Here is a 13,467-nt window from a genome sequence, read left to right as displayed (position 1 = left end):
AAAATGCGTCTCAGTATACTTTTTGCACTTCTGGCCTTTTCTACTGCCCAAACGTTTGCTTGGCAACAAAGCAACACGGTAGCCACTATTAACAATACTGAAATCACTGCCGGTGAACTACTCTATGCTTACAACAAGAATAGGGACAACAGCCTGCCAATTCACCACGACTCCTTAAGAACTTATTTAGATCAGTACATTAATTTTAAACTAAAGGTACTCGAAGCCTACGATCGAGGCCTAGACCAAAACGCTGCTTTTCAGCAAGAGCTCAATGCTTACCTTTCCCAAATAAGAAAGCCCTATTTGCAAAGCAATCGCACCGAAGAAGCCTTGGTGCAGGAAGCTTACGAACGCATGCAATGGGAAGTGAATGCATCTCATATACTGCTAAGAGTTAATCCCGATGCCGAACCTGCAGACACGTTGGCTGCGTATAACAAACTAGATAGCCTACGCGCAACCATTACCGATGGAAAAGCTTTTGCCGATGCAGCCAAAACACTTTCACAAGATGGTTCGGCAAAAGACGGTGGAAAACTCGGCTGGTTTTCGGCCTTCATGATGGTGTATCCTTTTGAAACAGCAGCTTACGAAACTGAGGCCGGAGCCACATCAAAAATATGCCGAACAGAATTTGGCTACCACTTGGTTTATGTAAACGAAAAGCGCCCAGCCCGAGGCAAAGTGCGTGTTTCGCACATCTTTTTGAGCAACCAAAAACATGGCTCGCCTACTGCTCAAAGGCTGGCACAACAAGCTTACGATTCATTACAAACAGGCGCTAACTGGAACGATATAGTAAAGCGCTATTCTGATGACAATAATACAAAAATGAAAGCCGGTGCTCTACCGTTTGTTGGGCTACGGCAGTTACCCGATGACTTTTTGGACATAGCCTTTTCTATAGAAACCGAAGGGACATACACACAGCCAAAACCTACCCAGTTTGGCTGGCACATAGTACGCTTAGATGCCAAACAGCCACTGCCCCCACTCACAGAACTAAGGGCAGAAATAGAAAGACAAATCAAGCAGTCTGGCCGAAACCAGCTAAGTCGCCCTAAACTTTTGGCAAAGCTTAAGGCTGAAAACCAGTTTGTGAGAACCAGCAATGAAAATGCTATTCTGAACGAATTGGCTAACAAAAACCTAAAATCGATAAACAACCGAACACTAAGGAGTCAGACATTCTTTAAGCTGCTGAATAAACCCACCACCGCTTTCGACCTGAAGCAATACTTGCTACCAACAGACTCAGTATGGAGCATGCCTCGTTTGCAAAAAGCTTATTCAGAATTTGAAGCAGCCACTTTGTTACAGGTGGAAGACTCTTTGGCACCTACGAAATACCCAGAGTATGGCTACCTGAGACAAGAGTATGAGGAAGGTCTTCTGCTTTTCGAAATAATGCAAAAGGAGGTTTGGGACAAGGCCTTAGAAGATAGCCTTGGGCAAGTAGAATTCTACCAGAACCACTTGAACAGCTACACTGCAGAAGAACGCTATGTGGTTACCAAGGTCAACGGACTTTCCAATGAAACCCATTCTGCTGTAAAGAAAGCTCTTACAGAAAACCCTAATTACGAGGATATTCAAACCTATTTAACTGGTGTTATTGATCAAAGTGAGGTGGCAAAGTTAAAATTTGCTAAAACAACTATTACCAAAAGTGAAATACCTAATTTTGAATCTTTTGTTGCTCTAGCAGGAGGTTTTATACCCACTAACAACACCACTGAAATTATTCAAATAAACGAAATACGCCAAGCTGGGCATTTCAGTTTTGAAGAAATTAGGGGAAGGGTAATTTCTGACTACCAACAAGCGTTGGAAAACGAGTGGAACAATAAGCTAAGATCTGAAAGAAAGATTGTAGTGAACGAACAGAAGCTTAAAGCGCTAAGTAACCTTGACAAATAAGTACCATTATATATTATTTTTTGCCTGCTTTTTTGTACTCTCTTGCGAGTACCTGAGTCCTGCTAGTGATAGCCCCCAACAAACTGGAACTTCCGAAATTGTTGGGCAGGTTGGCACATCTATACTTACCAAAAGCGACATTGCCAATTTAGTTGGACCAAACACCTCAAAAACTGATAGTGCCAGCATTACCAATAGATATGTAGAAAACTGGCTCAAAAAAGAACTTTTGGTGCGAAAAGCCAATGAAAATATGCGCATCGATATGGCCGATATTGAAAAGAAAGTGGCCGACTATCGCTATGCCCTAATTTCTTATGAGTATCAAAAACTAATGGTAGAACAGCGGTTAGACACCGTGGTTTCTAATCAGGAAATTGAGTCCTATTATAACCAGAACAAAGACAACTTCTCGCTTCGTCAAAATATTTTCAGAGGCAGATTTATTAAAGTAAGCCAGCAAGCCCAAAAGCTAAACAATGTAAAGCGGTGGATTAAATCCTCGCGCCCGAACGATTTAGAGTCGCTGCGATCTTATGCGTTTCAATTTGCTGACAACTACAGCTTGGAAGACTCTACTTGGATAAAGTTTGACGACATCATTAAGAATTCACCTTTTTCTACAATCTCCAACAAAATCCAGTTTCTGAGAACAAACCAATATGTTGAAGAAAAGGATTCTCTATATCTTTACCTCCTCAAAATCAACGAGTACAAAATTTCTGAGGAGTTATCACCGTTGGAATTTGTAACTGATGACATTAGAAACATCATCATAAACAAGCGTAAAATAGAGCTGGTAAAGCGGTTGGAAAATGAAATTTATGAGCAAGCTAAAGAGAATGAAGATTACCAAATATTTCGCTAGTATTTGCCTTGTGTTTTTGGCATTGCAATCGGTTAATACCTTTGGCCAAGACGGCCAAGTGGTAGATAAAATCGTAGCCAAAGTAGACGACAAGATTATCCTTAAAAGCGACCTTGAGGCCGCCTATATCAACTTTTTGCAAAGTCAACAAGCAAGAGAATTCCAAGGAGATGCACGCTGCCTTATCCTAAGAAACTTTGTTGAAAACAAGGTAATGCTTGTAATGTCTGAAATTGACTCCGTACAGCTTGACCCGGGGCGTGTAGACTACGAAGTTCAGGGTAGGATGCAGCGCATTATTCAGCAGTTTGGTTCAGAAGAAGCGATACAGCAGGCCTACGGAAAATCAGTTGAGCAATTTGCTGATGAACTACGCCCAACTATTGAAGAGCAACTACTAATTCAGGAGCAAGAAACTAATATTCTGGCCGAGACATCTGTAACGCCAAACGAGGTAAAGAAATTCTTTAATCAGATTCCTAGAGATAGTTTGCCACTTTATTCGGTAGAATACGAGGTAGGCTTAATTGTAAAAGAACCTGAAGTTAGTAGGGCAGAAAAAGATAAGATTAGAGAACAACTGGTTGCCATTCGTGAAAGGGCTTTGAAAGGCGAGTCTTTTGAAATTCTGGCTACTTCTTATTCACAAGGACCTTCGGGACCAAATGGTGGTAACTTGGGTTTTGCAGCGCGTGGTTCAATGGATCCTGCCTACGAAGCAGGAGCACTTTCTCTTAAACCAGGTGAAATTTCTCAACCCATCGAATCGAGCTTCGGAATTCACCTTATTCAATTAATTGAAAAACGAGGAAATGAATACAATAGCCGCCACATTATTATGATGCCAAAACCTTCGGAACAAGATGTGGTTAGAGCCGTTAACTTCTTAGACAGTTTGAGAACACAAATTCAGGCAGACTCTATCACTTTTGAAGCAGCTGCCAAAGAATACTCTGACGACAAGCAGACCTCTACTAATGGAGGGTTTTTGCAAGGTCAGTTTGGTTCTTTGAAGGTACCTGCTGAAGGTTTGGACCCAGAACTTTTCTTTGCGATTGACAAGATGAAGGAAGGTGAAATTTCTGAACCACAAAGGGTGCAAGTAAGTGCCGATCAACAGATTGTTAGAATTATTTATTATAAAAAGAGAATTCCTCCACACAAGGCAAACCTCTCGGACGACTTTGAAAAATTGAAGGCTGCTACCTTACAAATGAAAAAAGCGATTACCCGACAAGAGTATCTCTCCGATAAAATGAAAGAGGTTTATCTTGAAGTTGATCCTGAGTATAATAGGTGTGGAATCGTAAACGAACAATAGTATGACTGACAAATCCCCTGATGTGGCTTTGGCCGATCGGTTTTTCGAAGACTTTAAGAAACTAAAATCAGAAATATCGAAAGTAATTATTGGGCAAGATGAGGTGGTAAACCTTATGTTGACTTCAATATTTTGTCAGGGGCACAGTTTGTTGGTTGGGGTGCCAGGTCTGGCCAAAACCTTGCTTATCCAAACCATTGCATCGGCCTTAGATCTAAGCTTTAAACGCATTCAGTTTACGCCAGATCTTATGCCATCCGATATCCTTGGTGCCGAAACCATTGATAAGGACCGCAATTTCAAGTTTATTCAGGGGCCAATATTTGCCAATATTATTCTGGCAGATGAGATCAACAGAACTCCTCCAAAAACACAAGCAGCGCTTTTGGAGGCTATGCAGGAATATTCTGTAACTGTTGCCGGTCAGCACTTTCCGTTAGAACGACCATTTTTTGTGCTTGCCACGCAAAACCCTATTGAACAAGAAGGAACCTATCCCCTACCTGAGGCACAATTAGACCGCTTTCTATTCAATATATCATTGACTTACCCAAGCTTTCAATCAGAGGTTGATATTGTGAAGAACACTACCACCGATGAAAAACCTAAGGTGAATCACGTGCTTGGAGCAAAAGAGGTAATGGAATACCAGCATTTGGTACGCAGAGTACCCGTTGCTGACAATGTGATAGAATACGCTGTTGGGCTCGTTCATAAAACCCGTTTTGAGAGCGAAAAAGCACCAGGTATCACAAAAGAATACATTGAGTGGGGTGCAGGCCCACGTGCTTCACAAAGCCTGATTATTGCCGCTAAGTGTAATGCCTTGATTAATGGAAAGTATTCGCCCGACATTGAAGATGTTCAAGCCGTGGCATTGCCAATTCTTCAACACAGAATTGTAAGAAACTTTAAGGCAGAAGCCGAAGGAATTACAATTGCTAAGCTAATTGAGGACTTGCTTTAGTCGTAAGTATAGAACCCCTTCTTGGTTTTTCTTCCATGATGCCCCGCATCAACTTTCTGCTGCTGAATACGCGATGGCCTAAACTTAGCATCTTGATGAAAAGCATTGAACATGGAAACCGTAACGGAATAGTTGGTGTCAATACCAATCAAATCCATCAGTCGGAATGGTCCCATTTTAAAGCCAGTTGACTCAATTAGTTTATCAAGGCCTTCAAAATCTGTCACACCTTCTTCCACGGTTTTAAGGCTTTCCACATAAAAGTGGCGTGCTACCCTGTTCACTATGAATCCCGGGGCATCGTTGGCCATTACAGGCACTTTGCCTAACTTTTTAGACAGGTCGTAAATGGTTTGGGCAATTGCTGGTGCCGTAGCCGCTCCCGAAATTACCTCCACCAACTTCATAATATGTGCAGGGTTGAAGAAGTGCATTCCCACAAAGCGCTCAGGATGCTTCAAGTCGGCTGCAATTCTCGTGATTGGAATTGAAGACGTATTGGAAGCCAAAATTGTCTGATCAGAGTTTATCGATTCCAACTGAGCAAAAAGGCTTTTCTTTACCTCCAGTTTTTCTACAATTGCTTCAATCACTACATCAGCCACTAATTCCGACTGCTCAACTGTAGTTTGAATATTTGCTAGACAGGCCTCCTTTTGTGCTTCGGTTACCTTCCCTCTTTCAATACCTTTGGAAAGGTTTCCTTCAATTTTCTGAACAGCGTTTTCAAGCGCAGTGGCATTCAAGTCGAATAATCGTACCGAGTAGCCTGCCATGGCCGATATTTGAGCAATACCCTGCCCCATGGTACCTGCCCCAACAACTGCTATCTTTTTTATGTTTTCCAACTCCATCATACAGTGTTGAATTGTTTTAAGAATCGAATGTCGTTTTCGGTAAACAGACGCAAATCTTTGATTCCATATTTCAACATGGCAATACGCTCTATACCCATTCCGAAAGCAAAACCTGTGTATTTGGTAGAGTCAATTCCACAGTTTTCAAGCACGTTCGGATCCACCATACCAGAACCACCAATTTCTACCCAACCAGAATATTTACAGATGTTACAACCATCACCATGACAAATCTGGCAAGAGATGTCGATTTCCGCACTCGGCTCAGTAAAAGGGAAGTAAGAAGGGCGAAAGCGCACTTGGGTATCCTTATCGAACATTTCCTTGGCAAAGTGATAAAGCGTCTGCTTAAGGTCAGCAAAAGAAACGCCTTCATCTACATAAAGACCTTCCATTTGATGAAAAACACAGTGTGCTCTGGCAGAAATCGCCTCATTTCTAAAAACCCTTCCTGGGGAAAGCGTTCTTATTGGTGGCTTTTCATTTTCCATTACACGAATTTGAACACTTGACGTGTGGGTTCTAAGCGCGATGTCTGGGTTCTTCTCAATAAAGAAAGTATCCTGCATTTCTCTTGCCGGATGGTTTTCCGGAAAGTTTAAGGCAGTAAAGTTGTGCCAATCATCTTCGATTTCCGGCCCTTCAGAAACGTTAAACCCAATACGTTCAAAGATCTGAATGAACCTCTGGCGTGTAGCTGTAAGCGGGTGAATTGAACCAAACTCTGAATGAACAGGCGGCAAAGTTAAATCTATCGGGCTCTCCGAGTCATCCTCGGAAGTTTCCAAACTTGCAATTAGCTCCTGAAACTTTGTTTGCGCCAACTCTTTTAGCTCATTCACCGCTTGGCCATAAGCCTTTTTCTCTTCGTTTGGCACATTTCGGATTTCAGCAAATAAATCTACCAGCACATTTTTTCTCCCAATAAAGCGAAGTCTATATGCCTCCAACTCTTCTTGATTACTTACTGAATAGCCTTTAATTTCTTCCGCAATTGTCTCGAGCTTGCTCGCCATACCTATTCTTTTCTTTTAAAGTTGCACAAAAATAACAGAGCCGTTCTTAATATGTTAAAATGTACCTTATTTTTGAGTTATTATGAAAAACATTCTTGTCACAGGCGGAGCAGGCTATATAGGGTCACACGTAGTTGTACGCCTCCACGAAGAGGGCTTCAACCCAATAATTCTCGATAACTTTTCCAACTCTGAAAAAAGTGTAATGGATGGACTGAAGAACATTACGGGAAAATCCTTCAAATTATATGAAGGTGATTGCCTTGACAGAAAGCTCATGAAGCAAGTTTTTCAAGATCAAGAGATTGAAGGCATCATTCACTTTGCTGCTAAAAAAGCCGTAGGTGAGTCTGTTGAAAAGCCTTTGATGTACTATGAAAATAACATTTCGGCATTAGTTCTTTTGTTGCAAGAAATGACAGAAGCCAAAGTGCAGAACCTAGTTTTCTCATCGTCTTGCACGGTTTATGGCCAGCCGGAAAAATTACCAGTAACTGAAGAAACTCCAAAACAGCAAGCAACCTCTCCTTACGGCAACACCAAGGCTGTTGGAGAAGAAATTTTAGAAGATACAGTTAAAAGCGGAGCAGCACTTAAAATAATCTCTCTAAGGTATTTCAACCCGATAGGTGCGCATCCATCGGCCGAAATTGGCGAATTGCCATTAGGTGTGCCGAACAACTTAGTGCCATTTATTATGCAAACTGCAGCTGGTATAAGAAAAGAGCTCACGGTGTTTGGCGATGATTACAATACACCTGACGGAACCTGTATTAGGGATTACATACACGTAATGGATTTAGCAGATGCGCATGTTCAATCAATCCGTCACTTAAACAGCATTGAAGAGAGTAACCACATAGACTTTATAAACATTGGAACCGGCAAAGGAAATACGGTACTAGAAGCCATTAATGCTTTTGAAAAAGAGACAGGCCAAAAGCTGAACTACAAGGTTGGCCCTAGAAGACCTGGTGATGTGGAGAAGGTATACGCTCAAGTAGACAAATCGAAAAAGCTATTGAACTGGGAATGTAAATACACCCTTTCTGATGCTATGAGGGATTCTTGGAAATGGCAGCAGGCATTATCAAACGCTTAACGACAATAATGGTACATTCACCGATATTTTTAGGAGAGTCATCCAATTAATAAAGTAAACGACATTTAAGAAAATAGATTTGTAGTAAATAAATAATCATGAAAATCACAATTGTAGGAACCGGGTATGTAGGCTTAGTAACAGGCACTTGCTTTTCGGAAGTAGGGATAGACGTTACATGTATAGATATAGACCAAAAGAAAATCGAAGGGCTTAAAGAAGGTGTAATGCCTATTTATGAGCCAGGTTTGGAGGACATGGTTAAAAGAAACTATGAAAAAGATAGGCTACACTTTTCAACAAAATTGGCCGATTCTGTAAAAGATTCTGAGGCAGCGTTTATTGCTGTAGGAACACCTCCGGGAGAAGATGGCAGTGCTGACCTTAAATATGTACTAGCCGTGGCCAGAGAGATTGGTCAGAACATAGAAGACTACATTGTAGTAGTAACAAAAAGCACAGTACCTGTAGGAACTGCTCAGAAGGTTAAAAACGCTGTTCAAGAAGAATTAGATAAAAGAGGAGTAAACATTCCATTTGACGTAGCATCTAACCCGGAATTCCTAAAAGAGGGAGCTGCTATTCAGGACTTCTTAAAACCAGACAGAATTGTTGTTGGTATCGAGTCTGACAATGCTAAGAAAATCATGGAAAAGCTTTATAAGCCTTTCTTATTAAATGGTCACCCTACAATTTTTATGGATGTACCTTCTGCCGAGATGACCAAGTATGCAGCAAACTCTATGCTTGCTACTAAAATCAGCTTTATGAACGACATTGCGAACCTTTGCGAAATCATGGGAGCAGACGTGAACATGGTAAGAAAAGGAATTGGTAGTGATAACAGAATTGGTACCAAGTTCATATACCCAGGTGTAGGTTATGGCGGATCTTGTTTCCCTAAAGATGTAAAAGCACTGATTAAAACTGCAGATGAAAATGGTTATAACATGCAAGTGTTAAAAGCTGTTGAAGGGGTAAATGAAGCTCAAAAGTCCGTACTAGTTAAAAAGATCAAAAATCACTTTGGAGATGACCTTAGCGGAATGACTTTCGCCATCTGGGGGCTTTCTTTCAAGCCTAAAACAGACGACATGAGAGAAGCGCCTTCTATCGTAATCATTAATCAGTTACTAGCACTAGGGGCCAAAGTAAAAGCGTTCGATCCAGTAGCAATGCACGAAGCTACTCGCGATTTAGGTGATACAATTACATACGCTAAAGACGAATATGACACTTTAGTTGATGCAGACGCACTTTTGCTGGTTACTGAGTGGCCAGAATTCAGAGTTCCAAACTTTAACGTTATAGGAAAGCTTCTTAAGAATAAAGTAATCTTCGATGGTAGAAACATTTATGACCGAGAAGAACTTAGAGAAGCCGGCTTTACCTACTATGGTATTGGTCTTCAATAAACAATCATGAAAAAAAGAGTATTAATAACAGGTGCCGCAGGCTTTTTAGGCTCTCACCTTTGCGACAGGTTTATAAAAGAGGGATTTCATGTTATAGGCATGGACAACCTTATTACCGGAAGCTTAGACAACATAGAGCACCTTATGCCGCTTGAACACTTTGAATTTCATCACCATGATGTTTCGAACTTTGTTCACGTCTCGGGCAACCTAGATTATATTCTTCATTTCGCCTCACCAGCGAGCCCTATTGACTATTTGAAAATCCCGATTCAAACTTTAAAGGTTGGTTCATTAGGAACACATAATTTACTAGGGCTGGCTAGAGTTAAGCAAGCTAGAATGATCATAGCCTCAACTTCTGAAGTTTATGGTGATCCATTGGTTCACCCACAAACGGAAGAGTACTACGGAAATGTAAATCCGGTAGGGCCAAGAGGTGTATATGACGAAGCCAAGCGCTTTCAAGAGGCCATGACGATGGCATACCATACCTACCACGGTGTAGAAACTAGAATTGTTAGAATATTTAATACTTACGGTCCAAGAATGCGTTTAAACGATGGGCGTGTACTACCTGCCTTTATTGGGCAAGCGTTACGTGGTGAAGACCTAACCGTTTTTGGAGATGGTAGTCAAACAAGGTCTTTCTGTTATGTGGATGACCAAGTTGATGGTATTTTCAGGCTACTAATGTCAGACTATCCTCAACCTGTTAACATAGGTAACCCTGATGAAATAACTATTTCTCAGTTTGCCGAAGAAATCATCAAACTAACAGGCACTGATCAAAAAGTGGTTTATAAACCGCTACCGAAGGACGACCCAATGCAGCGACAGCCTAATATTACTAAGGCAAAGGAAATATTGGGCTGGGAACCTAAAGTGAGTAGAGAAGAGGGACTTAAAATAACCTACGAGTACTTTAAGTCTTTGCCACAAGAGAAACTCTTTAAGAAGGAGCACAAAGACTTTTCTAATTATAGAAGATAAACATAAGACCAGCTGCTTGGCTGGTCTTTTTTAATATGCCTTTTCCTGACCTTTTGCTATACCCAGCATTGTCAGCAATATGATTTTCATATCGAGTAAAAAGGACCAGTTCTGTAAATAGAACCTATCTAACTTCACTCTAGAGTTCATTTGGTAATAGTCGGTAATCTCACCTCTATAACCCATTGACTGTGCCAAACCAGTTACCCCAGGCTTAAACTCATGGCGTTTGGCAAACTTTTGTACTGTGAATTTATATTGATCATTTAAAGATATGGGATGAGGCCTTGGGCCAACCACCGACATTTGCCCTAGAAATACATTAACAAATTGTGGAAATTCATCTAATGAGGTCTTTCTCAGAAAAGCTCCAATTTTGGTCATTCTGGGATCATCAGGCGAGGCCCACTTAGTGTCTGCTTGACTGTTAACAACCATTGTTCTGAACTTGTAGCAGAGAAAATAATCGCCATCTTTTCCTTCCCTCCACTGCTTAAAAAGTACGGGGCCTTTACTATCTCTTTTAATTAAAATAGCTAAGAGCGGATAAAGCCAAGAAAGCACAAAAACAACAATAAAGCCTGAGAAAACAATATCAAAAGCCCTTTTAGCAAATCTGTTCAACCCATGATCTAATGGTAAGTTATTGACATCAATAACCGCAATAGACTCATATCTCCTTAGCACAAAAGTCTTTAAGGCATCTGTTTTAATTTCTGGTAATAACTTTACCTTTTTTGCGTAGAAATCAGCAACCTCAATTACCCTATCTTTAATCTCCTGCGAAAGACTATCGCTTATATATATGAAATCGTAGTCCTTAAATTTATCCTCAATGAGCTCCTCTACGGAGCCCATCTGAGGGTATTTATATGCTCTACTCTCACTTGGTTTTCCTTCAAAGTATATCCCTTGAGACCTAATACCATAATGAGGCTTCTTCTTAAGTAAATCAAAAAGCTTAAACCCTAGTTTATCATACCCAACAATAGCAGCATACCTAATATTTCCGCCAAAAGCCCGATACCTATCAAGTGCAAGGTGAACAAATACCCTATATATGGTTAACCACAGAAATAGGAACAGCACCAAAGCCATAATGAATTGACGATTGATTTCTTCGCCAGCCACAAAAAGCCATAGTAATGAAATAGAGGACACGAAAATGAAAACACTAGCAAAAGCCTTTTTAAAGGTATTGTTATAGCTAACAGCCCTGCCTATGTTGTAGTCTTTATTGACATAAGAAAATATTGGCCAAAGTAAGATGTATACAATAAAGGCATAGGAATACGGAACATTAAGTTCAAAAGAGCCAAAAGCCACATAAAGCGCAATAAAAAAGATAATGGTAAGAACCACTACTTCACCTAAAATGAAAAGTGGTGGAAAGTATTTATTGAAGCGCTTTTTCACGTGTGTTTTTTAAAAGACCATGCAAAAATACGAATTTGAATGATTTTGGTATTCCAGTAATATTAATGCTTTGTAAATATATAACTAAATGTTAACTCACCTCCCACATTGCTATACAACTCCCCCGTATCAAAGGCCACCTTCATCCCAACATCAATTGGGTGATTTTTGAATGGCCTTTTAAACTTTAAATCCAACAAAGAATAGTATTGGTCTTTTCCTCCACTAAACACATATTCAAAGCCAGAGCTAATAGCCACCCCACCCCAATTATAACGACCATCGTACAAGCCGGCATACGTGCCATAGTTTTGGCTATACACCACTTGCAATTTATAATCAATAATACTCGATAAAGCTCCTTTCACTCCTACTGTAAATGCATTAATTCTATTATTTGAAAACATCACATTGTAATCAGGATAACAGTCTAAGAAATTTCTTGTCCAGTCGTATGTCAAAAACAGCGCGTTCCCCAAAGAGCGCCCATGATAAGAAAACCCAGACCGGTACAGGTAGTTATTGTGGAAATCGTCTCTCCCACCGAACTCCCTTCCTTTATTAGCCGCTACATCAGGAAACTGAGGCACTGGATCTGGTAACCCGGGTCCTGACTGACGTTTACTCTTAGTATACTCTACCATAACCTCTTGAAAAAGACCTCCTTTGTTTGGCAAAACCCACTGAAAAGCAGCTAGGTAATTCTTGAAACTGATCATATGTAGACTCCCACTATCGTCAAATGGTGTCTGAAAATTGAAGTTCAATTTATGATCACCAAAAGACTTCTGAATGTCAACATCAGTCATTCCCAAATGATTACCGAGCGCGTTTGCCTCACCCGCAGTACCTCCAAATTCATTTGGTATGCCTCTACCAAAGAATACCTTTAAAAAATCATCGAAGCTACTGGGTTGCTCTTGGCCAAAAGGGTCTGTTCCTCCGTACTGTGCGAAATGCACCAGGCCAGCCCCCACAGTTAAACCAATCTCACGCTCCAAGTTAATTCTCACATACAAATCCTTATTATGCATTCGCGTGTTTGAGATATACCGGTCTTCTTCCAGCCATCTCTGACCTATATGTGCTTTGAACTGCAGGTACCCTTGAGTAAAAGGGATATCCGTGTAATCATGCATTCCTAACTCTATCATAGGCACTGGACGAGCGTTTCTTCCTAACCCATAATTGACTACAGTTAAGTCAGAAGCCAATCCGCCTAATTGCTCTTTATAGGCACCTGCTCTTAAATAAAAGACATCATAATTTGCAGCTAAATAGTAGCTAGAAAAGATCTCATTTCTGAAAGAAAACCCAGATTCAAAACGCCAATTGTTATTAAGCCTATAGTTATAGCTCAATTCCCCAGATGCAAAAATGGTTTGTTCGTCACTTACCTCACCCCAACGATTGTGTACTAAAAAAAAGGGAGCAAAATCCTCTGAAGACACTATTGTTCCTAGACTAACTGCTGCTCCAAGGCTATCCCTTTTGGCCTCTTGGCTAAAGAGAGGTTCTATCGAGTAGGCACAAAAAACAAGGAAGCAAAAAACTCTAAACCTCATGAAGCATTCATTTTAAAGTTAAAG

At 40.6% G+C, this 13,467-nt stretch carries 11 protein-coding genes; 7 read left to right on the top strand and 4 right to left on the bottom strand.

The window, feature by feature from the left end:
• Positions 1-3: 3 nt before the first annotated feature.
• From BMW98_RS04950 to BMW98_RS04935, 4 genes are read left to right on the top strand one after another with little or no spacing between them, the layout of a single operon-like run.
• Positions 4-1,923 carry a peptidylprolyl isomerase gene (locus tag BMW98_RS04950; protein WP_090257408.1) on the top strand — a complete coding sequence of 640 codons (1,920 nt, stop codon included), beginning with the start codon at positions 4-6 and terminating at the stop codon, positions 1,921-1,923.
• Positions 1,913-2,791, top strand: coding sequence for a peptidyl-prolyl cis-trans isomerase (locus tag BMW98_RS04945; protein ID WP_090257407.1), 879 nt, complete (start codon positions 1,913-1,915; stop codon positions 2,789-2,791). Before BMW98_RS04950 ends, BMW98_RS04945 begins: the two co-directional genes overlap by 11 nt.
• Positions 2,748-4,112 carry a peptidylprolyl isomerase gene (locus BMW98_RS04940; protein ID WP_162844682.1) on the top strand — a complete coding sequence of 455 codons (1,365 nt, stop codon included), beginning with the start codon at positions 2,748-2,750 and terminating at the stop codon, positions 4,110-4,112. Before BMW98_RS04945 ends, BMW98_RS04940 begins: the two co-directional genes overlap by 44 nt.
• 1 nt (position 4,113) lies before the next feature.
• Complete coding sequence (locus BMW98_RS04935; RefSeq protein WP_090257403.1) at positions 4,114-5,079, top strand: AAA family ATPase; 966 nt, start codon at positions 4,114-4,116, stop codon at positions 5,077-5,079.
• Here BMW98_RS04935 and BMW98_RS04930 read toward each other — a convergent pair.
• The gene (locus tag BMW98_RS04930; protein ID WP_338060832.1) at positions 5,076-5,936 is read right to left on the bottom strand and encodes a 3-hydroxyacyl-CoA dehydrogenase NAD-binding domain-containing protein; all 861 of its coding nucleotides are present in this window, start codon (positions 5,934-5,936) and stop codon (positions 5,076-5,078) included. The genes BMW98_RS04935 and BMW98_RS04930 overlap by 4 nt on opposite strands.
• Positions 5,933-6,952 (bottom strand): phenylalanine--tRNA ligase subunit alpha, encoded by a 1,020-nt coding sequence (pheS, locus tag BMW98_RS04925; protein WP_090257401.1) that lies wholly within the window; start codon positions 6,950-6,952, stop codon positions 5,933-5,935. Before pheS ends, BMW98_RS04930 begins: the two co-directional genes overlap by 4 nt.
• An 82-nt stretch (positions 6,953-7,034) precedes the next feature.
• Between pheS and galE the strand changes: the two genes are divergently transcribed.
• The 3 genes from galE (at position 7,035) to BMW98_RS04910 (ending at position 10,462) form a co-directional block, all read left to right on the top strand.
• Positions 7,035-8,054, top strand: a complete 1,020-nt coding sequence (gene galE / locus BMW98_RS04920; protein WP_090257400.1) for a UDP-glucose 4-epimerase GalE — start codon at positions 7,035-7,037, stop codon at positions 8,052-8,054.
• Positions 8,055-8,152: 98 nt separating this feature from the next.
• Positions 8,153-9,469, top strand: coding sequence for a UDP-glucose dehydrogenase family protein (locus BMW98_RS04915; RefSeq protein ID WP_090257398.1), 1,317 nt, complete (start codon positions 8,153-8,155; stop codon positions 9,467-9,469).
• 6 nt (positions 9,470-9,475) lie between these two features.
• Positions 9,476-10,462: a UDP-glucuronic acid decarboxylase family protein gene (locus BMW98_RS04910; RefSeq protein ID WP_090257397.1), complete on the top strand. Its 987-nt coding sequence runs from the start codon at positions 9,476-9,478 to the stop codon at positions 10,460-10,462.
• A gap of 30 nt (positions 10,463-10,492) precedes the next feature.
• Here BMW98_RS04910 and BMW98_RS04905 read toward each other — a convergent pair whose 3' ends face one another.
• Complete coding sequence (locus tag BMW98_RS04905) at positions 10,493-11,878, bottom strand: exopolysaccharide biosynthesis polyprenyl glycosylphosphotransferase (RefSeq protein ID WP_090257395.1); 1,386 nt, start codon at positions 11,876-11,878, stop codon at positions 10,493-10,495.
• 62 nt (positions 11,879-11,940) lie between these two features.
• On the bottom strand, positions 11,941-13,443 hold the full coding sequence (locus BMW98_RS04900; RefSeq protein ID WP_090257393.1) for a capsule assembly Wzi family protein: 1,503 nt from the start codon (positions 13,441-13,443) through the stop codon (positions 11,941-11,943).
• Positions 13,444-13,467 lie beyond the last annotated feature (24 nt).

Source organism: Roseivirga pacifica (assembly GCF_900111145.1).
GTDB classification, from domain to species: Bacteria; Bacteroidota; Bacteroidia; order Cytophagales; family Cyclobacteriaceae; genus Roseivirga; species Roseivirga pacifica.
Note: the sequence above shows the minus strand (reverse complement) of the source record. Positions and strands in the feature narration are given on the sequence as shown.

Coding starts and splice junctions, on each gene's coding strand:
- BMW98_RS04950 (WP_090257408.1), top strand. CDS start 4: ATGCGTCTCAGTATACTTTTTGCACTTCTGGCCTTTTCTACTGCCCAA.
- BMW98_RS04935 (WP_090257403.1), top strand. CDS start 4,114: ATGACTGACAAATCCCCTGATGTGGCTTTGGCCGATCGGTTTTTCGAA.
- pheS (WP_090257401.1), bottom strand. CDS start 6,952: ATGGCGAGCAAGCTCGAGACAATTGCGGAAGAAATTAAAGGCTATTCA.
- BMW98_RS04940 (WP_162844682.1), top strand. CDS start 2,748: ATGAGCAAGCTAAAGAGAATGAAGATTACCAAATATTTCGCTAGTATT.
- BMW98_RS04910 (WP_090257397.1), top strand. CDS start 9,476: ATGAAAAAAAGAGTATTAATAACAGGTGCCGCAGGCTTTTTAGGCTCT.
- BMW98_RS04915 (WP_090257398.1), top strand. CDS start 8,153: ATGAAAATCACAATTGTAGGAACCGGGTATGTAGGCTTAGTAACAGGC.
- galE (WP_090257400.1), top strand. CDS start 7,035: ATGAAAAACATTCTTGTCACAGGCGGAGCAGGCTATATAGGGTCACAC.
- BMW98_RS04930 (WP_338060832.1), bottom strand. CDS start 5,936: ATGATGGAGTTGGAAAACATAAAAAAGATAGCAGTTGTTGGGGCAGGT.
- BMW98_RS04900 (WP_090257393.1), bottom strand. CDS start 13,443: ATGAGGTTTAGAGTTTTTTGCTTCCTTGTTTTTTGTGCCTACTCGATA.